The sequence below is a fragment of the Gloeocapsopsis sp. IPPAS B-1203 genome, from assembly GCF_002749975.1.
In the GTDB taxonomy this organism is placed as follows: Bacteria; Cyanobacteriota; Cyanobacteriia; order Cyanobacteriales; family Chroococcidiopsidaceae; genus Gloeocapsopsis.
Genome location: NZ_PEIG01000008.1, coordinates 85,191 through 110,247 on the forward strand (window position 1 = coordinate 85,191; position 25,057 = coordinate 110,247).

22 protein-coding genes and 1 pseudogene are annotated in these 25,057 nt (G+C 41.3%); 9 read left to right on the plus strand and 14 right to left on the minus strand.

Going from position 1 to position 25,057, the window contains the following annotated elements; translation table 11 throughout:
* Window positions 1-43 precede the first annotated feature (43 nt).
* Window positions 44-487, minus strand: a pseudogene (locus CSQ79_RS28645) (IS1 family transposase); the annotation flags it as partial.
* A gap of 42 nt (window positions 488-529) precedes the next feature.
* On the minus strand, window positions 530-868 hold the full coding sequence (locus tag CSQ79_RS15420) for a hypothetical protein (RefSeq protein ID WP_099702056.1): 339 nt from the start codon (window positions 866-868) through the stop codon (window positions 530-532).
* 566 nt (window positions 869-1,434) lie between these two features.
* Here CSQ79_RS15420 and CSQ79_RS15425 point away from each other — a divergent pair.
* Both CSQ79_RS15425 and CSQ79_RS27860 read left to right on the plus strand, forming a co-directional pair.
* Window positions 1,435-2,400: a beta propeller repeat protein gene (locus tag CSQ79_RS15425; protein ID WP_099702057.1), complete on the plus strand. Its 966-nt coding sequence runs from the start codon at window positions 1,435-1,437 to the stop codon at window positions 2,398-2,400.
* 93 nt (window positions 2,401-2,493) lie between these two features.
* On the plus strand, window positions 2,494-2,652 hold the full coding sequence (locus CSQ79_RS27860) for a hypothetical protein (protein ID WP_289501170.1): 159 nt from the start codon (window positions 2,494-2,496) through the stop codon (window positions 2,650-2,652).
* Between the two features lie 561 nt (window positions 2,653-3,213).
* Here CSQ79_RS27860 and CSQ79_RS15430 read toward each other — a convergent pair.
* Together CSQ79_RS15430 and CSQ79_RS15435 are read right to left on the minus strand one after the other, a co-directional pair.
* Entirely contained in the window at window positions 3,214-4,317 is a 1,104-nt protein-coding gene (locus CSQ79_RS15430) for a Gfo/Idh/MocA family protein (protein ID WP_099702058.1), read from the minus strand.
* Window positions 4,318-4,485: 168 nt separating this feature from the next.
* Window positions 4,486-5,268 carry a response regulator transcription factor gene (locus tag CSQ79_RS15435; protein WP_099702059.1) on the minus strand — a complete coding sequence of 261 codons (783 nt, stop codon included), beginning with the start codon at window positions 5,266-5,268 and terminating at the stop codon, window positions 4,486-4,488.
* A 587-nt stretch (window positions 5,269-5,855) separates the two neighbouring features.
* Here CSQ79_RS15435 and CSQ79_RS15445 point away from each other — a divergent pair.
* On the plus strand, window positions 5,856-6,104 hold the full coding sequence (locus CSQ79_RS15445; protein WP_099702061.1) for a DUF6761 family protein: 249 nt from the start codon (window positions 5,856-5,858) through the stop codon (window positions 6,102-6,104).
* A gap of 121 nt (window positions 6,105-6,225) precedes the next feature.
* Here CSQ79_RS15445 and grxD read toward each other — a convergent pair whose 3' ends face one another.
* The 6 genes from grxD to grxC form a co-directional block, all read right to left on the minus strand.
* A complete protein-coding gene (gene grxD, locus CSQ79_RS15450) occupies window positions 6,226-6,549 on the minus strand; it encodes a Grx4 family monothiol glutaredoxin (protein ID WP_099702062.1) in 324 nt (107 codons plus the stop codon).
* 67 nt (window positions 6,550-6,616) lie between these two features.
* Window positions 6,617-6,868, minus strand: coding sequence for a BolA family protein (locus tag CSQ79_RS15455; RefSeq protein WP_099702063.1), 252 nt, complete (start codon window positions 6,866-6,868; stop codon window positions 6,617-6,619).
* 63 nt (window positions 6,869-6,931) lie between these two features.
* On the minus strand, window positions 6,932-7,567 hold the full coding sequence (locus CSQ79_RS15460) for a hypothetical protein (RefSeq protein WP_099702064.1): 636 nt from the start codon (window positions 7,565-7,567) through the stop codon (window positions 6,932-6,934).
* Between the two features lie 344 nt (window positions 7,568-7,911).
* Window positions 7,912-8,661, minus strand: a complete 750-nt coding sequence (locus CSQ79_RS15465) for a lysophospholipid acyltransferase family protein (protein WP_289501171.1) — start codon at window positions 8,659-8,661, stop codon at window positions 7,912-7,914.
* Between the two features lie 398 nt (window positions 8,662-9,059).
* On the minus strand, window positions 9,060-9,560 hold the full coding sequence (gene tadA / locus CSQ79_RS15470; protein WP_289501172.1) for a tRNA adenosine(34) deaminase TadA: 501 nt from the start codon (window positions 9,558-9,560) through the stop codon (window positions 9,060-9,062).
* 5 nt (window positions 9,561-9,565) lie between these two features.
* A complete protein-coding gene (gene grxC, locus CSQ79_RS15475) occupies window positions 9,566-9,877 on the minus strand; it encodes a glutaredoxin 3 (RefSeq protein ID WP_099702067.1) in 312 nt (103 codons plus the stop codon).
* Between the two features lie 399 nt (window positions 9,878-10,276).
* Here grxC and glpX point away from each other — a divergent pair, with 399 nt between their 5' ends.
* The 4 genes from glpX to CSQ79_RS15495 all read left to right on the plus strand — a co-directional run bounded on the left by glpX (window position 10,277) and on the right by CSQ79_RS15495 (window position 16,387).
* The gene (glpX, locus tag CSQ79_RS15480) at window positions 10,277-11,314 is read left to right on the plus strand and encodes a class II fructose-bisphosphatase (protein ID WP_099702068.1); all 1,038 of its coding nucleotides are present in this window, start codon (window positions 10,277-10,279) and stop codon (window positions 11,312-11,314) included.
* 280 nt (window positions 11,315-11,594) lie between these two features.
* Window positions 11,595-12,881, plus strand: coding sequence for a glutamyl-tRNA reductase (locus tag CSQ79_RS15485; protein WP_099702069.1), 1,287 nt, complete (start codon window positions 11,595-11,597; stop codon window positions 12,879-12,881).
* 85 nt (window positions 12,882-12,966) lie between these two features.
* Window positions 12,967-15,918, plus strand: coding sequence for a UPF0182 family protein (locus CSQ79_RS15490; protein ID WP_099702070.1), 2,952 nt, complete (start codon window positions 12,967-12,969; stop codon window positions 15,916-15,918).
* 64 nt (window positions 15,919-15,982) lie between these two features.
* Window positions 15,983-16,387: an acyl-CoA thioesterase gene (locus CSQ79_RS15495; RefSeq protein ID WP_099702214.1), complete on the plus strand. Its 405-nt coding sequence runs from the start codon at window positions 15,983-15,985 to the stop codon at window positions 16,385-16,387.
* Between the two features lie 17 nt (window positions 16,388-16,404).
* On the opposite strand, the gene CSQ79_RS15500 is transcribed toward CSQ79_RS15495, so the two are convergent.
* The 3 genes from CSQ79_RS15500 to menA all read right to left on the minus strand — a co-directional run bounded on the left by CSQ79_RS15500 (window position 16,405) and on the right by menA (window position 19,735).
* Window positions 16,405-17,772 (minus strand): 2-succinylbenzoate--CoA ligase, encoded by a 1,368-nt coding sequence (locus CSQ79_RS15500; protein WP_099702071.1) that lies wholly within the window; start codon window positions 17,770-17,772, stop codon window positions 16,405-16,407.
* On the minus strand, window positions 17,757-18,725 hold the full coding sequence (locus tag CSQ79_RS15505) for an o-succinylbenzoate synthase (protein WP_099702072.1): 969 nt from the start codon (window positions 18,723-18,725) through the stop codon (window positions 17,757-17,759). Before CSQ79_RS15505 ends, CSQ79_RS15500 begins: the two co-directional genes overlap by 16 nt.
* 104 nt (window positions 18,726-18,829) lie before the next feature.
* Window positions 18,830-19,735 (minus strand): 2-carboxy-1,4-naphthoquinone phytyltransferase, encoded by a 906-nt coding sequence (gene menA / locus CSQ79_RS15510; protein WP_099702073.1) that lies wholly within the window; start codon window positions 19,733-19,735, stop codon window positions 18,830-18,832.
* A gap of 347 nt (window positions 19,736-20,082) precedes the next feature.
* Here menA and CSQ79_RS15515 point away from each other — a divergent pair, with 347 nt between their 5' ends.
* Window positions 20,083-21,495, plus strand: coding sequence for an isochorismate synthase (locus CSQ79_RS15515; RefSeq protein ID WP_099702074.1), 1,413 nt, complete (start codon window positions 20,083-20,085; stop codon window positions 21,493-21,495).
* 4 nt (window positions 21,496-21,499) lie between these two features.
* Here CSQ79_RS15515 and CSQ79_RS15520 read toward each other — a convergent pair whose 3' ends face one another.
* The gene (locus tag CSQ79_RS15520; RefSeq protein WP_099702075.1) at window positions 21,500-22,798 is read right to left on the minus strand and encodes a glutamate-5-semialdehyde dehydrogenase; all 1,299 of its coding nucleotides are present in this window, start codon (window positions 22,796-22,798) and stop codon (window positions 21,500-21,502) included.
* Between the two features lie 251 nt (window positions 22,799-23,049).
* On the opposite strand from CSQ79_RS15520, the gene CSQ79_RS15525 reads away from it, so the two are divergent.
* The gene (locus CSQ79_RS15525; protein WP_099702076.1) at window positions 23,050-25,050 is read left to right on the plus strand and encodes a M48 family metalloprotease; all 2,001 of its coding nucleotides are present in this window, start codon (window positions 23,050-23,052) and stop codon (window positions 25,048-25,050) included.
* Window positions 25,051-25,057: the final 7 nt, after the last annotated feature.

Here is a 25,057-nt window from a genome sequence, read left to right on the forward strand (position 1 = left end):
CCAACTCTCGTCGTCCTGAAACGCTTCAAATAGACAATAAAGCAGGGATAAACACTCCATCCGTCACATAAAAATAACATTGCCAAGTTCTGACCTGTTGCCAAAGTAGTTCAAACGTTTTAGAGTCTCGTCTTCCGACTACCCATGCTAAAATTCCGGTTTGGAAATAATCAACTGCTACCCACAACTAGATTTTGTTTTTTTCTTGCCAACGAATTATTTCGAGTTCATCAGTTCTCTGACTTGAGGCATCTCAGAACACTCCGGAGCATCTTTGAGATGTTGTCCAACCTGTTTGACCCAGTAGGTGACGGTAGTGTGATGTACGCCTGTGACTCGTTCAATCGCACAAAATCCTAGTCCATTGACGTATAAGTTTGAGGCAGTGTTGTTTAACCTGTTGCGAGTAAGTTCACGGCGCATCGTAACTATCGAAAAACTGACGACGGCACTTCACACAAATGTGATTCTGCTTACCCTGTTTGATCCCGTTCTTCTGATTAAGATTGTCTAAGCTGAACTGTAATAACTAGACAACTTTGATATTGGTACCGGTGCTAAACCCTGAATTAGGTTGGAAAATTGCCACAGCTGTTGTATTAAAGAAGAATGTATTGTTGCTGGAAGAGAACTTGCTGGTATCATTTACAGCAACACCAAACCTAGCAGCCGAGACTTCTATTTTATCTCCCTGCTTAACAGAGAAGTCTTGAATCGTATCAATACCTTCTAATAGAGGCACAAACTCAAAAGTATCAGCATCCGTACTACTAATAAGCGTATCATTGCCACTTTTGCCTGCTAACCCCTGCAAAACATCGTTGCCACCCAAACCGAATAACGAATCAGCAAGTGCTGTTCTGATCAAAAAAACGTTCCCAAGTGTACCATATTGAGTTGCTATTATGTTTCCTTTTAATTGTTAAGTGCAAAAGCATCTTTTGCGTTCGCTGTACTTAAATCTTATCCTCATTCTCTCACAAAGCTATAGTTTTACTTCCATCAGTATTAATTCAAAATTACGTTTATCTTTTATGCAGCTTATCAATTGTTTGTAACAGTTATTTACAAGTTTTGCACAACAGCGTTACTGGTAACAGTAATTAAAGAAAATAGTGCTTAAACAGCTTTACACTATACCTAAATTAAATTACTTTTAGTTTTAATGATCGCTACCATTAGCGTTATTTGAGAAAATCTGCCTTAATAGCATGAATAACTAAAGTCAACTGACAAATCTAAAGAATAAAAATATTTGTACAAAAGTAACAATTACTTTATAAAGTAACTCTACACTCTATAATACAATTATTTAGAAGTTAACTTAACAGTTTAGCTCTTATAATAGAAACTGAAGAAACACATTTAAAAAGGCAACCATCTAACTCTCTCTTGTTTGAGAAAACTTGAGCAATAGGGAAAGGAAGTCTAGATATGACTGGATTTGTTCAGCAAACAATAGAATTGTCTAGAATTGACGCTAGCCATGATGAGCTATTAATAGTAGGAACAAACGATGGTTTGTTATTGTTCTCGAAATCCGAGCAGAGGATTGAACTAGAGGATCGCAACATCACTGCTATTGCCCCAAGTCTCAATGGAGTGTGGGTAGTGGTTGATCGTAACTCAGTATGGCATCGCGACGATTGGGGCGAGTGGCAATTAGTAACCTCAACTATCCAAGATTTGCAACTGAATTGCATTGAGCCACTCAACGGAAAAGTTCTTGTGGGTACATCAGATGCTCATCTTCTATGGGTTGCACATGGGAGGATTGAATTCATCAATAGCTTTGACTTAGTCCCAGGGAGAGACAAGTGGTATACGCCTTGGGGTGGTCCGCCATCACTTCGCTCTCTTGCAGTAGGGCACTCAGGCGAACTTTACGCAAACGTACACGTCGGCGGTATCTTACGTTCCAAGGATCGCGGACGCTCGTGGCAGCCAACCATCGATCTGCACTCGGATGTTCATCAAGTGCTCACTGTTCCAGATCATCCTAGTTTTGTACTAGCAGCTACGGCAAAAGGACTAGCTACTAGCATAGATGGAGGAGATTCGTGGAGCTTTGACCAAGCCAACCTGCACGCCACCTACTCTCGTGCTGTAGCAGTTTGCGGCAAGACGATTTTGATGAGTACATCGGTCGGTCCATCTGGTACTAAGGCAGCAATTTATCGACGCTCACTTGACCTACCAGGGACATTTGAGAAGTGCGAACAAGGTTTGCCACAATGGTTCTCAGACAACATCGATACGGCTAGCCTTACTGCATTAAAGGATAAGGCTGCTTTTGCCACGAGCGATGGTCAACTCTTTGTGTCAGAGGATGCTGGTTTAACATGGAAGCAGCTGGCGTCAGGGCTTCCTCCAATTCATTGTTTGACCTTTTTATATTAACTATTGCTTCTCCATAAAGTTTCAGATAGTGACTACAATTTTTTAGAAGACTTCTTAAAATGGGTACTAGTCCCAACAAAAACGGGAGGATTTATGACGAACCAACAAGAAGAAGTTTCCTCTGATAACACACAAAAACTGGCACAAGAGGTAGAAGTTGACGATACTACTCCTTCAGACAGTGAAAATCCAGAAGATCCTATGTCAGAAGAGTCGGAGGTTCCCAAATCTAGTGATGCCCCTGCTGATTGATCAACTTCAGTGACCTAAAAGCCTGCGCTAAACTCTCAATGAATTTAACGCAGGATACAAACGAGCCATTGCTCTGCAAAAACAATGGTGGATCAGCAAAATTCCTCTTTGGATATGAAGCATCAAGTACGTAGGAAATATAGAAATAGTTCGTTATTAAAAATACTAAGATTAAGATATTCCGGAAGCGATCGCACTTAGTAAAATGATTTAACCTAGCGTCCGTCGGAACTATTTAACACCTTGAAATAATTCTAGCCACACTCAGGTGAATAAGGAGCCTAATGCGAGTGCATCTAGTCCTGTGTGGATGTCATTAGCCGTGGGAATCAGATTGAGTATGATTTTTAGCTGCTGCATCGAAGTACACAAGAAGTTTTTTGACATTGTAGGGCAAAAGGTGGTGAAGTCAATCTCTAAATCAATAGAATCAGTTTAAATCTAATCTAGCAGTGCAACTGAATCACCAACATACGCTGTGCCATAGCTTGTGGTGTATAAAGGAGCTGGAAGAACAATCATTAGGTTAAGCTTTACTTGTACTGTTACGCGATCGCTCTGTTAAAGCTGCATATTTGTAAAATCAGGAACATCTACCCAACTACCACTATTGTGGGAAATATGACTGAGATCCATCAGTAACTGTGAGTAAACACCTTCTTTTAAAGATGGTGTCAAAGATTCACCTACGTCAATTCCTTGTACCCAACGATCCACGACTCGAATAAACGGCGCAATGCGACCATCAGGATAAGTTTGAGGAAAGTCTAAACGTTGAGGAATTTCTATTTCGGTGAGAGATTCACCCACAGGTGCAGCCCAAAGACGAAAACCATGTACGTAATCTTTTTGATTTTCGCTTCCTAACACTAAAGTACCGCGATCGCCGTAAACCTCAATCCAGTGCCCCCGTCCTTGAAACGTACTTGCACTAATACAAACATTGCAGGGCGTACCATCTGCTAACTCTAATATCAGTAGACAAGTGTCATCTGCATCAACAGGCTTCATCTTTCCAGTATTATCTGGACGCAGGGAGATTGCTGTATTTAAATGGGCAAATAGTCTTTGTACAGAACCAAATAGCCAACTGACATAATCAAAAGTATGGGAAGCCAAAGCACCCAAAGCACCGCCGCCTTTCTCTTTTTGAGAGTACCAATTCCAAGGTCGCGAGGCATCTGCACGGCTAGAAACAAGCCAATCAATCTTTACTAAACGTTTATTGCCAACATATCCTTCGCTGAGTAGTTCGGCAAAACGTTGCCACGCAGGAACAAACCGAAATTCAAAATCAAGTGCATTCACAGCGCGGTTAGCTTGCGCGAGTTGGTGCAACTCCTGTGCTTCTGTAACCGCAAGCGTTGTTGGTTTTTCGAGTAATAGATGTTTTCCAGCTTGTAGTACAGATTTTGCCATTTCGTAATGCAGAAATGGTGGGGTTGCGATGCTGACAGCTTGTACTTCGGGTAATGAAACAACTTCTGCAATTGATTGACAAGCATAGGGAATGTTATGGGATTGTGCGATCGCTGTAGCTTTATCGCGATCTCTGTGGTAAATAGCAACCACTTGCGTACGATGATGTGCTTGGAACCCAGGAATATGAACTTTTTGACCAAAACCAGTTCCAACAACCGCTACGCCAATATTTTGCTGATCCACGAATACTCTTTAAATAACAACAGCACGAATTATATCGCTTTACTTTAAGGTTGCCACATAGCAGAGGTAGTAGGGTAGTAGGGTAAGAGGGCAAAATAGCATATTAATTAGATCTCTGCCACACTCTTACACTCCTACACTCCTACTCTTCCACTCTTCACTCGCACTTTAAAACTGTCTACTAAGGGCTGAAGGTTGAGAATTTACATGTTCTGCAGCGATTTGTCTGCGATGTACAACCTCAGGTGCTTGACTAATATTATTATCCAGTAATTCCATGTTGAAGCGATAGCCTACATTCCGCACAGTTTGAATCAAATTTGGTTGTCGCGGATCGCGCTCAACTTTCTTGCGCAAGGACAAGACATGCGTATCAATCGTACGAGGATTATCGATAGCTTCAGGCCAAGCACGACGTAGTAGTTCTAAGCGACTTAGGGGAATTCCTCCAGCTTGTGCTAATACATATAGTAAACTGAATTCTTGAGGAGTTAAATCGATAAACTCTCCGTGAAAGCAGACACGTCTTTGTACTAGATCAATTTGTAGCGCTCCGTAGTCTAAGTATGCTGGTGCTACTGGAGTACGCTTGCGACGAATTAAGGCTTCTACTCGTGCTAAGAATTCCTGCATCCCGAAAGGTTTGGCAAGATAATCATCTGCCCCTGCTTTTAATCCGGCAACAACATCTGCTTCTGAGTTGCGAGTCGATAGCATTAAAATTAAGGGCTGTTGCTGTCGTTGCAACCAGCGGCAAAATTCCATACTTTCACTATCTTTAAGTTCTGCATCAAGAATCACAAGTGTTGGTTGGCGCACCAGGAAGACTTCTTGTGCTTGATAAAGACTCGCGGCTTGGTGTACTCGATAGCCTACTTGTTGCAAGTGCCAACTAAGTAGCGATCGCAAATGCGGATTTCCCTCAACAATTTCAATACAAACCGAACCCACTATGGCAAGTTTCCTCTGCGTTCGTGTGACTCCAAAAGTACCAAAGCCAGAGTTATGGTTTTGTAACTATTGCTACGATGGGCGCAATTGTCTTTTCGTAGTTGGGTCAGTTACTCTACTGATTTGGGAAATTGGCGCACTCGAAGGCTGTATTAAATCAGCTTTATTTCTAGATTATAAATCTAACGTTATACTGCATTGGCTATCTTGAGATATATCGCAGGTCACTAGCTTAAATAACTTTACTGTGTTGAGGATGAATAGCTCTTTTTACAACTTGTGCATAGCTCAATAGCGTCAGATACTCAGTTTTTTAGTTAATTTTCCTAAGTAAAATAACCCAGTAGATATATGACACTGATAGCTTGTCTGATTACGATAAAAATAAAATAAATTGCAATCGTAATTATTACTACCAATAACGTCAGGAAGTATTGAGTATCTCCACAACCGCTATACACTTAGGTAAGTTGACAACGTTATTGTTTAAGCTACGACAAAACCTAGAACGCAAATAGAATTAAACTGTATATAGAGATATTTTAATTCTGGTAATTTTACATTTATTTGTTGTTTGAGCCTTCACCATGCTTCAAGATACTTCAACTATTCGCTTCTATCAAAGAATTACCGACGCCTTCGTCGATATGTGGAATCGCGGCTATCGCGCAGATGATTTACGACTTTACTTAGATGGTTATTTAGCAGCTTTGCATCAAAGTAGCGCTATTGAACCTTACTTAATCCATCAATTAGAAGAAGAAACTGTTCGATTTCTCTACGATCCATATAATTTTGAATTCGCTCAACCTGAACCCGAGTCAGACTACTATTAGCACAAATACCATTAAGCTTAATACGATTGTCATAGCACATAAGGAGAATTTATGATGCAAAAATAAATCCCCTCGCTGGCGTAACAACCGCAGGGGAATTAACTAAACAAATTAAAGCTATTTACGAAGCAAGCGCTACTTCTACTAACTGTTGTAGTTCGCCCTTCTGGTACATTTCAATTAAAATATCAGAGCCACCCACAAATTCACCATTGATGTAAACTTGAGGAATTGTTGGCCAATTGGAGTACTCTTTGATTCCTTGGCGAATCTCGTAATTTTCTAAAACGTCTACAGTTTCAAAAGGAACTCCTAATGCATTGAGGATTTGCACTACATTGTTAGAGAAACCACATTGGGGCATTAGTTTTGTGCCCTTCATGAAAACCATAATTTTGTTTTCTTTGATCAGATGATCAATGCGCTGTTGTGCTTCTGGAGTCATAATTTTTCTTACTCATGCTAAGGTTTACTGTGCTGCCAGGATTTATAGACCTCCCCATAGTTGTTGCTCAACTAACTGCCTGCCAAGCTTGAGGAGTGTAAGTTTTTAGTGCTAAGGCGTGAATAGCTTCAGAAGACATAGCTTGCCGTAGAGCACCATAAACCAGTTGATGTTGTTGTACTAGTCCCTTGTTCTCAAATTGAGACGAAACCACCGTCACTTGATAATGATCGCCACCGCCCGTCAAGTCTTGCACCTGAACCTCGGCATCTGGAATTTGCGACCTGATCATTTCCTCAACCTGTTGGGGGCTTATCATTGCAATCTCTATAAAAGCTGTTCAACTCTAGTTTTAATTTAACTGTTTCTTCGGACAAGTAGATTAGCGCTGATTGCTTTGAGAAGTATTTGGAGGCGTTGGGGTTGCACCACTTCTCGGAAAAGGTGTATCAACAAAGCCCAGCTCAAACAACTGTTGGTAAGCTTTTTTTCCTAAGTCACGCGTGGGATTTTGACTGCGAATAATCTGTACTAACAGAGGCACTGCAAGTTCAGAGCGGTTTTGTGCTCGATGAACAAGCGCTAGTTGATAAGTTGCATCATCACGCATCTGGGCAGTTTCTAGAGCCTTTTTTCGTTGACTATCAGCAACACGGTTATCAATTCCAGAGAAACTAGTAGCAAGCTCCTGGTAGAAATTAGACATTTGGTTATAAACTTCCCGTGCCTCCTGCAATTTCTGTGTTGCTAAAGTATAGTTCTGAGATGCTACTGCATTACTAGCCTCAGTCATGAGACGCTGCCCTGCTGCCGTACTTAATAAGGTATTATTTTGCGGCGTAGGACGCAGAACATTAGGATTACTTGGGTCTATCGGTTGTGCTTGATTAGGAGTGTCTGGTAGGTTCGGTGTAGATGTCTGAGCATTTACAGGTGAAACAACACTTAAAGCTGCCATAACCGGAAGAAAAGTCAGGCAGGTGTGACGTAAGAAGCGAACAGTTACAGCAGAAATCATGGAGTTATTAATTACGTTTGAGAAAACACAAAAGTAGTTCAAACTTCGGGTATCTTAACTCCGATTGAGTCTTTCACCAAACCAGCGGCACCCAAAGTTTCTTGGTTTAGACTTAACCTACACTAAATTGGTTCCTTTTGGCTGAGCAGTGACCAAAGAGGGGGCGAGGAGGAGCCAGTGTGGTGCGGGGGTGTCCCCCGTTGTAGCAACTGGCGTCGAGGGGCGAGGGGTTAGGGGAAGAAAAACATTGAGGAGAAAAGCAATCAATCACAATCTTTTTACTCGCAGAGCGCTCCTACTCCCTCACTTCTCCTTTCATGTGTCCTTATTCAATCAAGAAGCTTTTAAACATGGGGTATCCCTCGCTCCTCTTGAATGCTTTCAAATTCTGATTGCACTGCTGCGAATTCTGACTCTTGAGCGTTAAGGGCTTTGAGCGCCACTTCTAAATCTGTTGTTAACTCTTTGGCATTCTGTTTAATAGAACCTGCGTTATATTTTGCTACTTGTATTGGAGAACCAATGCGAATAGTTACCTCACAGCCCCACCGAGGATAAGGTTGACTGTAACACAGATGAATAGGTACAATCTTGACTCCTAATCCAGGATGATTTGATTCTGCACTCAAAGCGATACGTGCTAATCCTGGTTTGAGTGGGTGAACTGTCCCATCACGAAAAATATTACCTTCCGGAAAAATTACCATCATTTCTCCTGATTGTAGCAGCTCGACTCCATGACGCAGGGTAGAAATAGCAGGATGCTTAGTATCAATAGGAAATCCTCCCAAATGGCGGATAAACCAACCTTGTAGCCCTCTCACTTCATCTGCTGATACCATATAGCGCAAGTCTCTTCCCGTAACAAGTCTACCAGTAGCATAAGGTACAAGTAGAGCATCCCAACGCGAACGGTGAGTAGGAGCAAGAATGACTGGTCCAGTAATAGGTAAGTTTTCTTGTCCAGTAACTTCAAGCTTGCGAAAGAAAAATGGTAAAACAAAGCGACTTCCTAAAGGATAGACAAGCTGAGCTAACCAAGGTGAAACACGAGATATATCAGAAGAAGTAGAAGGGGCCACCTTAGTATTCATGCGTGTTTCCAGTGAACCTATAACAAAACGGGAGTCGAGCTGAATCATAGTGGTGGCAAGTCAATGCAAATAACAATCACGGCAGGTAGTTCTTCTTCTACCGTAATTTCTCTATCGCAAAATGTCTTGTATTTCCAGGACACTTTTAGTAGCGTCATGAGGAAGAGGGGCGAGGAGGAGCCAGTTGCGTGCGGAGGTGTCCTCCGTTGAGCAAACTGGCGTTGAGGGGTGAGGAGTGAGTGAATAGAGTGACTAGTGGCTAGTGAATAGTTTTGTTAGCGTAGCGGTGCCTTAGCACGTTTTGAATGCGTGAATTATGAGTTATGAGAAGACCTTGATGGCATTGTTAACTCAACACTTCACCACTTCACCACTCTCTTAGTCTCCCTACTACCCGCCTACCCTTGTTTATGTTGGCGCACAGTGGCAAACCATGTTTGGAGTTGTTTGCGACAGGTTGATTCAAGAATGCCACCGAGAACAGTCACATGATGGTAGGAGCAAGCACTATCAGGAATATTAGTGACAGTGCGGATGGCACCAGTTTTGGGATCGTCTGTACCATAGACTAATAATTTTAATCGTGCTTGAATAATTGCTCCTGCACACATCGGGCAGGGTTCTAAGGTAACGTAAAGAGTGCAGTTATTGAGATGCCAATCTTGTATTGCTTGACCAGCTTGGCGCAACGCTAAAATCTCTGCGTGAGCCGTGGGGTCTTTATCTCTTTCCCGACGATTTTCCGCAGTCGCAACGACGTTGTGGTTAGAATCAATAATAACAGCACCTACAGGAACCTCATCTGCTTCACCGGCTGCTTGGGCAAGCGCGATCGCTTTACTCATCCAGTGACAATGTGTGAGATATTCAGGATGGTCCAGTATTAGTCTTGAGATCACAGTTTTTAAACAGTTACTGTTTTAGCTAATAACGTGTCTAACTGCTCTTGTGCATCTAGCTGATAAAGGTCGTCACATCCACCAATGTGCTGATTATTAATAAAGATTTGCGGTACTGTCCGACGCCCCTGTGCGCGTTCTGCCATCTGGTTTCTGGCAGATTCGTTGCCGTCGATTTTATACTCAGTGAAATTTACACCTTTCCACCACAACAGCAATTTGGCACGAATGCAATAAGGACAAACTTGCCAAGTATAGATTTCTACATTGGCTTTCACTCGTTCAGGATGGCGATTGAGAAGTGAGTTGACAAACATAATGAGATAGGAATCGGGGGTCAGAGTCAGCACTACCACAAAATAAAAGAAGCCGGAACTTTTTTTAGTAAATTTGTGATAATTACTAGCTTAGATCAACTTAGAAAGCATCACAAAATAACAAATTTCAGTAAAATTTTTAGTGAAAATTTAGCGTTCAAAAAAACAATAGCAAAAACGCTTATTGCTCCCTAGTATGAGTGCCCCTAGCTCCTCGACGCCATTTTGCTCAACAGGGGCTGCCCCCGCACCTTTCGCTTGGCTTCCCTAGTTCTAAGCAGCAAAACTTAACACCAACTTGTGTCAGACGTCTCGCACAGGTATCCTCCCTTTGGTAGACTTGAGAACTGGTATGACTAGACAAAACAGCGCCGTTAGCAAGCAGTTGGGAGGAAATCTGTGGAAAACACACTAGGGTTAGAGATTATTGAAGTGGTAGAGCAAGCTGCGATCGCAAGTGCTCGCTGGATGGGTAAAGGAGAAAAGAACACCGCTGACCAAGTAGCAGTTGAAGCAATGCGGGAGCGGATGAACAAAATTTATATGCGGGGGCGTATTGTCATTGGTGAGGGAGAACGCGATGATGCTCCGATGCTCTACATTGGTGAGGAAGTTGGCATTTGCACCCGCGAGGATGCCAAAGATTACTGTAACCCAGACGAGTTAGTCGAAATTGATATTGCTGTTGACCCTTGCGAGGGCACTAACCTTGTTGCCTATGGGCAAAATGGTTCAATGGCAGTGCTTGCTATCTCTGAAAAAGGCGGTTTGTTTGCTGCACCTGATTTTTATATGAAAAAGTTAGCAGCTCCACCTTTAGCACGCGGTCATGTTGATATCAATAAATCTGCTACCGAAAACTTGAAGATTCTTTCTGAGTGTTTGAATCGTGCTGTAGAAGAATTAGTTGTGGTTGTGATGGATCGCCCTCGCCACAAAGAGTTGATTCAAGAAATTCGTCAAGCAGGTGCCAGAGTCCGCTTAATTAGTGATGGTGACGTTTCTGCTGCTATTTCTTGTGCTTTTGCTGGCACGAATATTCATGCCTTGATGGGTATTGGTGCGGCTCCTGAGGGAGTCATTTCTGCTGCTGCTTTACGCTGCTTGGGCGGACATTTCCAAGGACAATTGATCTACGATCCAGAAGTAGTCAAAACAGGTTTGATCGGAGAAAGCAAAGAAAGCAACATTGCACGGCTCAATGAAATGGGCATTAATAACCCAGATAAAGTTTACAACGCTGAAGAGCTAGCTTCGGGTCAAACCGTTTTGTTTGCAGCGTGTGGTATCACCCCAGGAACCCTGATGGAAGGCGTTCGCTTCTTCGGTGGCGGCGCAAGAACTCAAAGCTTAGTCATTTCTAACCAGTCTCAAACAGCTCGATTTGTAGATACAATTCATATGTTTGAGGAGCCGAAGGCTCTACAGCTACGATAGAAGATAGCAGCTAATGAGGTTGAAAAAATTTTCCCGTCTTCAACTTCTTCCTAGGGGAAGCGGGACTACCTCAAATGCCTGTCATGATTGTGCTAAACGCGGCACAGCAAAATAAATAGCCAATTGATTGCGCCCTGAATTTATCCATGGCAAAGCAATTGGTAAAAAGAGTAAATTCAATCCTCCTAAGTATAAATTTTTTTGGAAACAGGAAAGCGGTAAACCCCGCCCCGCTTTCCTCCCTGTCTGAATTTGATAGGGTATCCAGCGGGCAATAAGAATGAATATTGCGGTAGTGGGACTAAGTCATAAAACAGCCCCAGTCGAAGTTAGAGAAAAGCTAAGTATTCCAGAACCCCAAGTCGAAAGCGCGATCGCGCACCTGTTGACATACCCTCACATTGAAGAAGTTGCGATTCTCAGTACTTGCAACCGCTTGGAAATTTATATTGTTGCACGCGAAACGCAGCAGGGTATTCAAGAAGTCGCGCAGTTTTTGGCAGAGCATAGTAAGTTGCCAGCGTCAAGTCTAAGACAGCATTTATTTATCTTTCTTCATGAAGATGCTGTTATGCATTTGATGCGCGTTGCTGCTGGATTAGATAGTTTGGTGTTGGGAGAAGGACAAATACTAGCGCAGGTAAAACAAACGCACAAACTAGGACAGCAATACAACGGAATAAAATTAATTCTTAACAAACTGTTTAAACAAGCCCTAACTGCTGGTAAGCGCGTTCGTACAGAAACAAGTATTGGAACTGGTGCAGTTTCGATTAGTTCGGCTGCAGTGGAATTGGCGCAGATGAAAGTGCAAAATCTCGCAGCTTGTCGAGTGATGATTATTGGTGCAGGTAAGATGTCACGCTTGCTTGTACAGCATTTGATCGCTAAAGGCGCGGGGCAAATTTGTATTATCAACCGTTCGCGACAACGGGCAGAAGAATTAGCCAATCAATTTCGTCAGATAGAATTACAGCTGCACTCGATTTCCGAAATGATGTCAGTGATGGCAGTGTCAGATTTGGTATTTACTAGTACAGCAGCAACAGAACCTCTCCTCGATCGCGCAAAACTAGAAGCAGCATTAGAACCAAGTCGGGCTTTGATGTTATTTGATATTTCGGTTCCGCGTAATGTTCATGCAGATGTGAATGAATTGGAGTTTGTCCAAGCATTTAATGTCGATGACTTGAAAGCTGTTGTGGCTCAAAACCACGAAAGCCGCCGCCGGATGGCAATGGAAGCCGAAAAACTTTTAGAACAAGAAGTTCTCGCGTTTGATGTTTGGTGGCGATCGCTTGACACTGTAACAACAATTAGCTGTTTGCGCGATAAAGTGGAAACGATTCGCGAACAAGAACTAGAAAAGGCATTGTCGCGTTTGGGTTCAGAATTTGCTGAAAAACATCAAGAAGTGATCGAAGCTTTGACACGGGGAATTGTGAATAAAATCCTGCACGACCCGATGGTACAACTGCGATCGCAACAAGATATTGAAGCTCGCAAGCGTTGTATGCAAACACTGCAAATGTTGTTTAATCTAGATGTAGAAGAACAATTTAGTTAAGGGTAACTGGTAATTGGGAACGCGGTGATTGGGGTTATAGTCTTGTCTTACCCATTACCGATGACCCATTACCCAACCCCTGATTATGTCTAAAACTTTTGGAAACCGATTTTTTTCGCCACTAGCGCTGTTGATAGGGGTATGGATAGTTGTTGAACTAATCACGCGCTTTATTGGAGAGTGGCTATGGTTTCAGGATGTCGGTTATCTACCAGTTTTTCTCATCCGGTTAAGAACGCAGTTGGGGTTATGGGCACTTGCCTTTTTCCCTTCGGCGGTGTTTTTGTTTGGCAATTTAGCGATCGCCCAGCGTCTCAAGTCCTCCAAGTACGAAATTACTCAAACAACTACGAGGAAGAAACATCCCATACCAAAAAGTTTTGGGTTGCGCTGGCTATTAACTCTCATAATTTTGTTATGCGTGTTAGCAGGATTAATCTTGGGGTACTACTTATACGAAGCATTAAGTATTTGGCAGCCTCAATTTCGCTTTCCACCTGTCTTTCAGTTACAGTCATGGTTGCCAGTTATTCACTTTTTCCAACGAATTGGGCAACTATCGCCATTTCCTATTCCCTATTGGCAAGTTGTTGTCATTGTTGGTTTGAGTATAGCTCTGGGTTTGGGGGGATTAAGTACGGCAATTTTAGCAGGTCCTTATTTTTGGTTGAGAGCGATCGCCCTAGCAATTAGTTTAAGTATTGCTTTAGTAGCCGCCCTGCGTTGGGATACAGTCTTAAAATATTTTTACCCCACTAGCTTTAATGGCGTCGATCCCCTGTTTGAACGCGATATTAGCTTTTATGTGTTTTCTCTACCAGTATGGGAACTCCTGAGATTTTGGATTTTAGGATTGTCTCTCTATGGTCTAGTTGCAGTTACTTTAATTTACTTACTTGCGGGCAATACACTCAGTCAAGGGAAATTTCCAGGATTTTCCTTAGCCCAAATTCGTCATTTAGACGTTTTGGGTAGCTTTGTTTGTGGTGCGATCGCGCTTCATTATTGGTTAGGACGCTACCAGTTACTTTACTCCTCTCGTGGTGCTACCTACGGCGCTAGCTTTACCGATGTCACGGTTGATTTTCCCGTTTACATTGCTCTTAGTCTAGGTTCAGCCGCAATTTCTCTAATCTTACTGTGGCAAGCTGTTTTTTCTACTCAAAGAAGATCGCCTTTGAGTCCTTTGCGTCTTGGTGGTTCATTCATTTCTGGCGCAATTTTATACGTCACAGTCATTGCTATAGCCACCTATACTGTACCGATGATTGTACAGCGGTTAGTTGTTGAGCCAAACGAACTGGCACGCGAAACGCCTTATATTCAACGAAGTATAAACTATACTCGTCAAGCGTTTAATTTATCAACAATTGATGTAGAAACATTTAACCCTCAACCCACACTAACCGCTGCTGATTTACAAGAAAATGATTTGACAATTCGCAATATCCGATTGTGGGATACACGTCCGCTATTAGAAACAAACCGTCAGTTACAGCAAATTCGGACATATTATAGTTTTCCTAATGCAGATATTGATCGCTATACACTCCTGAGTGCGGTTCCTGGCGAAACAACAGAGAGACGACAAACAATTATTGCTGCAAGAGAACTCGATTACAACGCTGTTCCTCAACAAGCACAAACCTGGGTAAACCAACACCTCGTTTATACTCATGGCTACGGCTTTACCTTAAGTCCTGTCAATACTGTCGCCCCTGGAGGTTTACCAGACTACTTTATTCAAAATATTGGAGATCCAGGAACCGGCGACGATGGTGCTTTAGAAGTCGCTAATGAACAAATTCGTGCTAGCGTCCCTATTGGACAGCCACGAATCTACTATGGGGAAATTGCTAATACCTACGTTATGACTGGCACGCGAGTTCAGGAATTAGATTATCCTAGCGGTAATGAAAACGTCTACACCACTTATGATGGTCGTGGTGGAGTTAATATTGGTCCATTTTGGCGACGGCTATTGTTTGCCCAGTATCTTAAAGACTGGCAAATGTTACTCACACAAGATTTTACGCCGCAGACAAGATTATTATTTCGACGCAATATTAGAAATCGCGTCCAAGCGATCGCACCTTTTTTACGTTATGACCGAGATCCGTATTTAGTTGCAGCAGATGGTGGAAATACAACTCTACAAGGCGAACCAACATATTTGTACTGGATTTTGGATGCATATACCACAAGCGATCGCTATCCCTATTCCGATCCTGGTACAGACGACTTTAACTATATCCGGAACTCTGTCAAAGTTGTTATTGATGCCTACAACGGTTCAGTAGATTTTTATATTGCCGATCCGACAGATCCTGTCATTAACACAATAGCTGCTATTTTTCCTGGATTACTCAAACCACTTGATGCCATGCCAGCAGCTTTACGCAGCCATATTCGCTATCCCATCGATCTTTTTAGCACCCAATCTGAGCATTTATTAACGTATCACATGACAGATGCTCAGGTATTTTATAACCGCGAAGATTTATGGCGATTTCCCACAGAGATTTACGGAACTGAACCACAACAAGTACAACCTTATTTTCTAATTACGCGCATACCTACAGAAGAAACTGAGGAATTTATTCTGTTATTGCCATTTAACCCTGTACAACGTCCTAACTTAATTGGATGGTTAGCAGCGCGTGCCGATGGCGAACAGTACGGTAGATTGTTGTTGTATGAATTTCCTAAACAACTTTTAGTTTATGGACCAGAACAAGTTGAAGCAAGAATTAACCAAGATCCTGTGATTTCACAGCAAATTACACTTTGGAATCGTCAAGGTTCGCGAGTTATTCAAGGAAATCTATTAGTGATTCCGATTGAAGAATCTTTATTATATGTCGAACCACTTTATTTAGAAGCAGAACAAAATAGTCTACCAACATTTGTACGCGTTATTGTTGCTTACGAAAATCGGATTGTCATGGCAGAAACTCTCCAACAAGCACTTGATGCTATTTTCCAACCCGAAATCACGCCTGCAACACCTATTATTCGTCCTGTAGAAGAGAATTAAGAATAGTGTTAGAGCAGTAATGCAAATAAATTAATCTTAGATGTGGGGTAGGCATCTTGCTCAAATGACATTTACTTATACTCGTACTATTCGCTTTCAAGATACTGATGCTGCTGGTGTCGTTTATTTTGCTAATGTTTTAACAATGTGCCATGAAGCTTACGAAGCTTCACTAGCAGTTTCAGGTTTCAATCTTAAGGTATTTTTTAGCAATTCTGCTGCTGCATTTCCCATTGTTCATGCTAGTGTAGATTTTTTTCGTCCTCTGTTTTGTGGAGATAGTTTATCTATTAGTTTGATTCCGCAAAAATTACAGAATGATAGTTTTGCAATTGCTTATGAAATTATGATAGGAGAAAAAGTAGTGGCAAAAGCTTTAACTCGGCACGTTTGTATTGATGCGGAGAGTCGAAAAAGGCAAAGCTTATCTGCGGAAATGGGGCTATGGTTGCAGCAGTGGGGAGAATAGTTAGCAAGGAGATATGTCTATTTTTGGAGTGAGGTTAAGGCAAGTTGTTGTAGATGTTGACGGTTAATTTTGCCCTGGGTGTTGCGGGGTAATGCGGTGAGGGAAATCCAATATTTGGGAATTTTGAATCTACTAAGTTTGTTTTTGAGAGTTGCTTGCAAAGTTGTTACGCATGTACTTGAGTTGGGAACGTAAATAGCTGTTACTGCTTGTCCCCAGTGAGGATCTGGAATTCCAATAATACAAATATCTTTGACCATTTGGGTGTCGCGAATGGCTATTTCAATTTCGATTGGATAAAGATTTTCTCCGCCACTAATAATTTTTTCACTGCTACGTCCGATAATATTTAAATATCCTTGAGAATCCAAATATCCTAAGTCATCTAATATTAACTCAGGTGTTTCAAACACATTAGGATAGTAGCCTAAGGCTAAAGATTTAGATTGAATTTTAATATTACCAATTTGATTTCGCGCACTACAAATTTCAACTTTTGCATGAGGCAGAATCTTTCCGCAATTGTCTTTTCCTTGTAAAAAATCTTCTGGCTTAAGAGTTGCTACCTGCGAAGCAGTTTCTGTCATTCCATAGGTAAGTGCTAGAGGAATTTTGTTTGATCGGGCTTCTGCTAATAGTTCATTCCATGCTGGCGCACCACCCAATAACACAGTTTGAAATTGTGATAACTGATCTTTGAGTAATGAATTTTGTAATAGTCGTTGTAGTTGCGTTGGTACTAAAGAAATAAAAAAATCTACAGGGTTGACTTGATATTTTTCTCGACGTTCTAGTTGCTTGAAGTTTTGAATGACTAACTTACCTTTACTTGTAAAAGAACGCATAAACTGCATTAATCCACTGACGTGATACAGTGGCAGTACGCAGTAAGAATTAACTTGTTGAAGTTGAAAATATTGTTGAAAACCTGTAACTGATGCTGTTAGTGTTTCCCAGGTGTGGATGGCAAATTTTATTTTGCCTGATGAACCACCAGTAGGGATCATGATTTGGTTGGTAATTGGTAATTGGTAATTGGTAATGGGTAATTGGTAATTGATAATGGGTAATTGGTAATTGATAATGGGTAATTGGTTGCTTGCTAAAATGATGTCGGGTTGAACTAAACTACATACTTGTTGCCATTCTTGTTTTTTCCAGTCAGGATTACAAAGAAACACCGGATAGCCAGCGCTACAAGCAGCCATAAAGCTTGCTATAAATCTTACTGGTTCTCTTTCAGCGATGAGAATGTGAGGAGTTTGTATTTGACACTGAGTAATTTGTGAGTAGATTTCCTCAGTTAATTGCGGTAAGCGATCGCTGTTTTCACAAACCAAATAATGTTCTATGTAGTTTTTAAAATCCTCTAGCGAGTATTCCATAAGTTTTCTAACCAGTGACTATCCTGTTCTTGAAGCAAATGATCGACTCCAAATCCAATAGCCCGATGAGGAGAAGATAATTCAGTTGCAAGTTTCAACGCTACTGATTTACCAATTTGAGTTTCAAAAACAGAGGAGAAAACTGTATCGATTTGATATCTCTGACAAAACTGGCGCAAACGTGAGGGAAAACCGGCGATCGCTGGCTTAATGATAAAAATCCCTCGCCAACCCTGTTGATAGCACTGTTGTAGTTGCTGAAGTGTTGCTACTGACTCATCTAAAGCGATCGTACTCTTGTAGCTGTGACTCAACTCTAACATGGCAGCAAATTCTGTGACTGCTAATGGTTGTTCTAGGTATTCTATTTCTATAGATATTGTTGGATCTTCTTTGAGGCGATCGCACGTCTGTAACCATAAATTTGCTTGGCTGTAACTCAATCCTCCATTAGCATCTAATCGCAGCTTTGCTGAGACGGGTATGCGCACAAGTTGTTTAAAGACTTCTAGTTCTGCTGCGATCGCCTCAACCCCAATCTTCCACTTAAAAGTACGATAACCTTCACTCCACAATTTCTGCCAAGTCTCTAAAGCAGCTTCCCCAGCAGGCAACAACGCACTACACTCTAAATGTTGTTCTCTATCACTCACCTCTTCTAACGCTGATTCAAACCCAAATTGACACGCAGGTAAAGTATCAGGAATTGAAAAGATGACCTCTTGAGTTAATTCTCGTGGTAACTGATCGCAAAAAGCCTTAGCTTGTTCTATTGTTTCTGAACCAAACCAACTTATCGGAGCAATTTCTCCATAGCTCACTTTACCTATTTTATTTGTAAAACGCAGAATAATTCCTTCGCGAACTTTCCAGCTACCATAATTTGTTTTCAACGGTGACTGAAACTGTCGTTGGTAGTCACGAAACTCAAATTGATAAGTTAGTATCTCCACATCGAATATTAGAAATCATACTTTTTAGAGTTAGGTAATGGGTAACAGGTAATTGTTAATAAGTTGACCCAATTACCAATGACCAATCACCAGTTACCAAGTCATTAACTTGCTGTCAGAATAAAGCCTAAACCTAGTAATAAACTACTCCAAAAATGCATTTCTACAGCTAAAAATTTGCAATTACTGACTTTTTCTGGTTGATTGTGGTATTCCAAGACATGGCGAAATAACTTCAATGCAAACGGTAAGCTGATTAAACTAAGTAACGTCCAAATTGGAAATATCCCAAAAATTACAAACAATAGTGTGAAAAGATAAATACTACCACCAATCCAAAGCAGAAGTTGTGCGGATTTTTTTGTACCAAGCCGGACAATTGGCGATCGCTTTCCAGCAGCTATATCGTCTTTGACTTGGTGAAAATGCGAACAAAATAAAATCAAACTTGTCACAATTCCTACAATAAAGCTTGCAGCTAAACTCGTCCATGACCAAGATTGAGTTTGGCTATAGTATGCTGCTGCAACTGCTAGGGGACCAAAACAAAAGAAGCAAATAACTTCTCCTAAACCTTGATATCCCAAGCGAAAAGGTGGTCCCTGGTACATATAACCCAAAAAACAGCACAACAAAATTAGACCAATGACAGTTAAATCTTGTTGCCACCAAGCAATTAATAGTATCCCTAATAACCCTAAAACTAAAAATAGATTTCCTATCCAAAATATTAAGGATTTATTACCTGTTAAGTTAACAAGAGAATGAGCTTTATTTTTATCTATTCCAGTTTCCGAATCAAAAACATCATTACTCAAATTCTCCCAAGCAAGAATGAAAACAGCCGCTGCTATAAAAGTAGAAAATATTGCTGGATGAAAATATTTAGTCTCAGCAAAGGCAACGGTGCTTCCTATCCATATTGGCATAATTGCCACACTGTACATTGGTGGCTTAATTGCTGCCATCCATAATTTGGTATTTGGATATTCTATCAGTTTTGTAGTCATTATGTTAGCTTAATTCAACTACTAGTTTGCTTAAAAGCTGTTATATTATTAAACCTTCTTTGTAGTAGATAAAACCATCATCTTTTCAAGAAAAAAATATAAAGAATTATTTGAATATTGTCGATTCTGTAACACAAATTCTGTAACATAATATGAGTATTAACCTGCAATGATGATGTACTTTACTAAAGAAGTTTTATACAGTAAAAGCCCTCCCAAACCTGCTTAGTAAATTGCCGCTAACGAGCAGAGTGGTTAATCGCAGCATAAGTATGCTACTAGAAATACACCACGGTTAATCACAAACCAGGAAGAAAACTTTAAAAAAATTTACTTTTTCGACATCCATGCCAGTTTTACCATGTCGTCCTAATACGTATCTTTACCACAATGAGCTATATCAGTTTCTTTCACATTGTCAACAAAATTGCGTAGCAGATTCTTCACGCATAGTTAATATTTCTCTCGAAGTTGAGGACGTCGATCCACTCGTTGTACTTCAGGAAATAGAGCAGCCGAATCAATTAAGTTTTTACTTTGAGAACAAAAGTAACAAATCAGCGATCGCTGCTATTGATGCTGTTGCTCAACTACAAACTTCTGGTGTAAATCGTTTTTCTCAAGCGCAAAAGTTTGTTAATTCCTGTCTCGATAAAATTATTAAAGTAGACACCAGTAACGAAGCTTCTACCGGACCTCACTTTTTTTGTAGCTTCAGTTTCTTTAATGAAACCGCTCAAATAGATTATCCATTTCCAGCAGCTACTATATTTTTACCTCGTTGGCAGATATCTCGCTATGGCGATCGCTGTATATTAGTTGCGAACTTCTTAATAGAGCAAGAAACAAATTTAAGTAGATTATACCAAGATTGGTGTCAAAAAATTAGAACGATAAACTTATTAAAACTTCAAAGCAATCCAGAGAACAATTATAATTCAATCAGTCGCAACCAACAAATAAAAAATATTAAGAATTTTAAACAATCAATTATATCTAGTTTAAAGTTAATTGAGTCAAATTATTTCCAGAAAATCGTTTTAGCGCATCCTCTTGATGTGAGTTGCGAGACCCCTTTTAACTTGTTTCAATCTCTTGAAAACCTGCGGAACATTCATCCAGGTTGTTACGTTTTTGCTGTCAGTAATGGTAAGGGACAAAACTTTCTTGGAGCAAGTCCAGAACGTTTGATTAGTATTGACAATCAACAGTTAAATACCGACGCACTAGCAGGTTCAGCACCACGAGGAAAAACCTTAGCAGAAGACACCAAACTCGCAAATTGTTTATTGAATAGTGAAAAAGAAAGACACGAACATCGTGTTGTGATTGATTTTATTACCCAATGCCTGTATGAATTGGGCATAGTGCCCCAAACTCTATCACCGCGACTGCGGCAACTCTCTAATATTCAGCATTTGTGGACACCAATTCAAGCAAAACTACCAGCAAACGTTCATCCCTTAGAAATTGTTGCTGCGCTTCATCCTACTCCTGCGGTAGCGGGTGTCTCGCGCGATGTTGCTTGTACAAAAATTCAAGACTATGAAACCTTTGAGCGTGGTTTGTACGCTGCGCCTTTAGGGTGGCTTGACGATCGAGGAAACTGTGAGTTTATTGTCGGAATTCGTTCTGCTTTGATTGATCGCGATCGCGCTAGACTTTACGCGGGTGCAGGTATTGTTGCAGGTTCTAATCCCGATCGCGAAATTGCGGAGATTCAACTTAAACTTCAAGCCTTGCTGAAAGCCTTAGTTTGAGGTATTAGTCTAAATCTTTGTGAGTAAACGGTTTAGGATTTTCACCAGTATAAGTTGCCACAATATGACCATCACCAGTCAGTTGATACTTATAAGTTACCAAACCTTCCAACCCTACGGGACCGCGAGGTGGTAATTTTTGCGTACTAATTCCGACTTCAGCACCAAAACCGTAACGGAAGCCATCAGCAAAGCGCGTGGAACAATTATGAAACACTCCCGCTGCGTTAACTTGCGATAAGAAAGTATCTGCTGCTTCTGCATTTTCAGTCACGATCGCATCTGTATGTCCCGAACCATACTCATTAATATGCGCGATCGCATCCGTTAAAGAATCGACAACCTTAATTGATAAAATTAAATCGCTGTATTCAGTTGACCAATCGGCTTCTGTTGCAGGTGCAATATCTAAGATTTCGCGAGTTCCTGCATCACCGCGTAATTCAACATTGTGCTTTTGCATCGCTGGGGCGAGAAGCGTCAAAAATGCAGGCGCGATCGCTTGGTGTATTAGTAGAGTTTCAATGGCATTACACGCTGCTGGATACTGTGTTTTTGAATCTACAGCAACTGCGACAGCTTTACTTAAATCTGCTGCACGGTCAATATAAAGATGACATACGCCATCAGCATGACCTAACACAGGAATGCGCGTATTCTCTTGCACAAAGCGTACAAAAGCATTAGAACCTCTAGGAATAATTAAATCAACGAATTGATCGAGTTGCAACAACTCTAGAGTTTCTTCGCGGGTTGTCAGTAACTGCATAACATCAGGACCAATCGCCGTTTGAGCTAATCCTAGATGAATCGCTTTCACAATTGCTTCACAAGAGCGTATTGCTTCTTTACCACCTTTAAGGATGACACCATTTCCTGATTTTATTGCCAAAGCCGAAATTTGAATTGCCGCATCAGGACGAGCTTCAAAAATAACACCTAATACACCTAAAGGACAAGTCACGCGCTTGAGAATCAAACCATCATCAAGCTGACGATGAATTTGCACTGCACCCACTGGATCGGTAAGTTTCCCAACATCACGGACTCCCGCGATCGCACTTTGCAACTTTGCCCGATCTAACTTCAGCCGATGATACAGTGGTTTAGGAATTGTATCTCGTGCTGCCGCACAATCCGCAGCATTCGCCGCCAAAATTTCATCTGTAGCTGCTTCTAAAGCTTGCGCAATCGCCTCAATTGCTTGATTCTTCTGTTCACTAGAAAGAACTGCTAATTTTTGAGCGCAGTCACGAGTTTTGCGGGCGATCGCAGTTAAAGGAAGGTTAATCTGAGTAGTCATAACAATACAACAATGACTGCTCTACAATCCTATCAATCATTGTTCTAATTGAGAATTTTAGAGAGACCTCTCTATTCTTTCCTTCGCGTTCTTTGTGCCTAACGCCTTCGGCTTCGCTACGCTAGCGCTGCGCTGGGGTGGTTCGTTAATCTCTTAATTTATACAATCTTCATCAAACCTTTCTGAATGGATCATTAGTCTCCTTGAAGTTCTGGGTATATATAAAGACAAGAACTTATAGAGGCAATTGTATGTCTCCTCAATTTGAATTATTACAAACAGCTATAGAAGCTTACCAACAACAACGTTACCACGAGGCTGTAAAAATACTAGAAAACTATTGCAATAGTAGTATCGACCATAACAATAAATACTATCTACAAGCACAATTTTGGTTAATCAAAGCGTATCAAAAATCAAATCAAAAGCAACAAGCGATCGCCCTGGCAAAACAGCTTGCAACTCATCCCAACTCAGAAGCTCAAAAGTGGGCAAAACTCGCCCTCGAATCTTTAAACAGCCAATCACAATCCCGCATAACACACAGTAAACCCAAACGAGCCGCACAAGCAGGAATTAAACTTGCTATGACGAGTGTTGCAAGTAATCTGGCGCTAGCATCCGGCGTAACAATAACATTGCTCTTAGGAATGGTGTTCGTCTTATTTTTAGCACTAACTTTCATTCTGAGTAGCGACGATCCGGTTAACGGATTGAATATTGCGATCGCAGGTACACTTCTATTCAATATCGCAGCCTTTTTCTTATCACCACTGCTGATGGACTTGATGCAGAATTGGCTGTATCATACTCGTTGGGTATCTTTAGCAGAAGTGCAACGCTATAGTCCAGAAACGGCAAAAATCATTCAACGCATCTGTGCCCAACAAAAGCTACAGCAGCCTCGGCTAGGCATTATTGATGACCAAAACCCCACCGCTTTCACGTATGGTTCGCTGCCCAATACGGCGCGTTTAGTTGTCAGCCAAGGGCTTTTTACTTACTTAGAAGACGAAGAAATTGCCACAGTATACGCTCATGAACTTGGTCACATTGTTCACTGGGACTTTGCTGTCATGACGCTAGCTTCAACTTTAGTACAAATCACTTACTTAATTTACACCTTTGCGCGTAGGGTAGGAAGAAGTGGTGGTGAAAAAGTTAAAAATGCCGCAGGAACAGCCGCAGCAGTAGCGTATGTTTTTTACATAGTCGGCACTTATCTACTTCTTTATCTGTCGCGAACACGCGAATATTTTGCCGATCATTTTGCAGCTGAAACCACAGGTAATCCTAATGCACTATCTCGCGCTTTAGTCAAGATTGCCTATGGTATTTTAGAAGAAAGCAAACACGCTGCTGAACCAAGTCGCTTAATTGAAGGTACTCGTGCGTTAGGAATTTACGACGCCAAAGCTGCGACAGCAACAGGAACTGCGTATCGCATCGCGCCACCACAACAACTAGGGCGTGTTTTCTTATGGGATATGTTTAACCCTTGGGGTTGGTTTATGGAGTTGAGTTCTACTCACCCCCTCACCGGAAAACGCATCCGCGCTTTGAGTAACTATGCTGAACAATTAGGATTAGAAACAGAGTTTGATCTCAGTCGTGTTATTGCTGAAGGCAAAAGTCTTGATAAGAAAAAGCTGTATGGTAACTTTGCGTTAGATGTATTGCTTTATGCTGCGCAAGCGATCGGAATTTTTGGTGGTCTAATTGTTGGTTTGTTCTTAGTTTCAGCCGAAGTTGCGAGTGGAACAGTTATCCTTGCAACAGTTTTAATTGGTTTTGGCATAGGAACTTTAATCAAAGCTGCGGTGATGTTCCCCAATTTTCAATTTACTGCAAGTTCTGATGTTCTCACCCTAATGTCCGATCCTTACGCCAGCCCCTTGCGCGGTAAACCGATCAGACTCCAAGGTGAATTAATCGGGCGTGGTGATGCTGGCTATCAGTTTGGTTCTGATTTGAAGCTACAAGCTCGTACAGGTATGATCTATCTACGCTATGCTTCGCGTTTTGGTTCTTTGGGAAACTTCTTTTTTGGTATGAACCGCGTCAAAAACTTAATTGGTTCTTCGGTTAGTACTGTTGGTTGGTTTCGTCGTGGTGTGATGCCGTGGCTAGATTTAGCGCAGCTACGTACTGATGCAGGTACTGTTGTTAACAGCTATCACCGCTTTTGGTTATATTTTACAGGCACTGGTGCAATTATTTTAGGTGTGTTGGTATTACCAATGCTTACTTAACTTAACC

Bases quoted from the DNA above. Each gene is read 5' to 3' on its own strand.
- CSQ79_RS15425 (WP_099702057.1), top strand. From the start codon at position 1,435: ATGACTGGATTTGTTCAGCAAACAATAGAATTGTCTAGAATTGACGCT.
- CSQ79_RS27860 (WP_289501170.1), top strand. From the start codon at position 2,494: ATGACGAACCAACAAGAAGAAGTTTCCTCTGATAACACACAAAAACTG.
- CSQ79_RS15445 (WP_099702061.1), top strand. From the start codon at position 5,856: ATGCTTCAAGATACTTCAACTATTCGCTTCTATCAAAGAATTACCGAC.
- grxD (WP_099702062.1), bottom strand. From the start codon at position 6,549: ATGACTCCAGAAGCACAACAGCGCATTGATCATCTGATCAAAGAAAAC.
- CSQ79_RS15455 (WP_099702063.1), bottom strand. From the start codon at position 6,868: ATGATAAGCCCCCAACAGGTTGAGGAAATGATCAGGTCGCAAATTCCA.
- CSQ79_RS15460 (WP_099702064.1), bottom strand. From the start codon at position 7,567: ATGATTTCTGCTGTAACTGTTCGCTTCTTACGTCACACCTGCCTGACT.
- CSQ79_RS15465 (WP_289501171.1), bottom strand. From the start codon at position 8,661: ATGAATACTAAGGTGGCCCCTTCTACTTCTTCTGATATATCTCGTGTT.
- grxC (WP_099702067.1), bottom strand. From the start codon at position 9,877: ATGTTTGTCAACTCACTTCTCAATCGCCATCCTGAACGAGTGAAAGCC.
- CSQ79_RS15485 (WP_099702069.1), top strand. From the start codon at position 11,595: ATGAATATTGCGGTAGTGGGACTAAGTCATAAAACAGCCCCAGTCGAA.
- CSQ79_RS15490 (WP_099702070.1), top strand. From the start codon at position 12,967: ATGTCTAAAACTTTTGGAAACCGATTTTTTTCGCCACTAGCGCTGTTG.
- CSQ79_RS15495 (WP_099702214.1), top strand. From the start codon at position 15,983: ATGACATTTACTTATACTCGTACTATTCGCTTTCAAGATACTGATGCT.
- CSQ79_RS15500 (WP_099702071.1), bottom strand. From the start codon at position 17,772: ATGGAATACTCGCTAGAGGATTTTAAAAACTACATAGAACATTATTTG.
- menA (WP_099702073.1), bottom strand. From the start codon at position 19,735: ATGACTACAAAACTGATAGAATATCCAAATACCAAATTATGGATGGCA.
- CSQ79_RS15515 (WP_099702074.1), top strand. From the start codon at position 20,083: ATGCCAGTTTTACCATGTCGTCCTAATACGTATCTTTACCACAATGAG.
- CSQ79_RS15520 (WP_099702075.1), bottom strand. From the start codon at position 22,798: ATGACTACTCAGATTAACCTTCCTTTAACTGCGATCGCCCGCAAAACT.
- CSQ79_RS15525 (WP_099702076.1), top strand. From the start codon at position 23,050: ATGTCTCCTCAATTTGAATTATTACAAACAGCTATAGAAGCTTACCAA.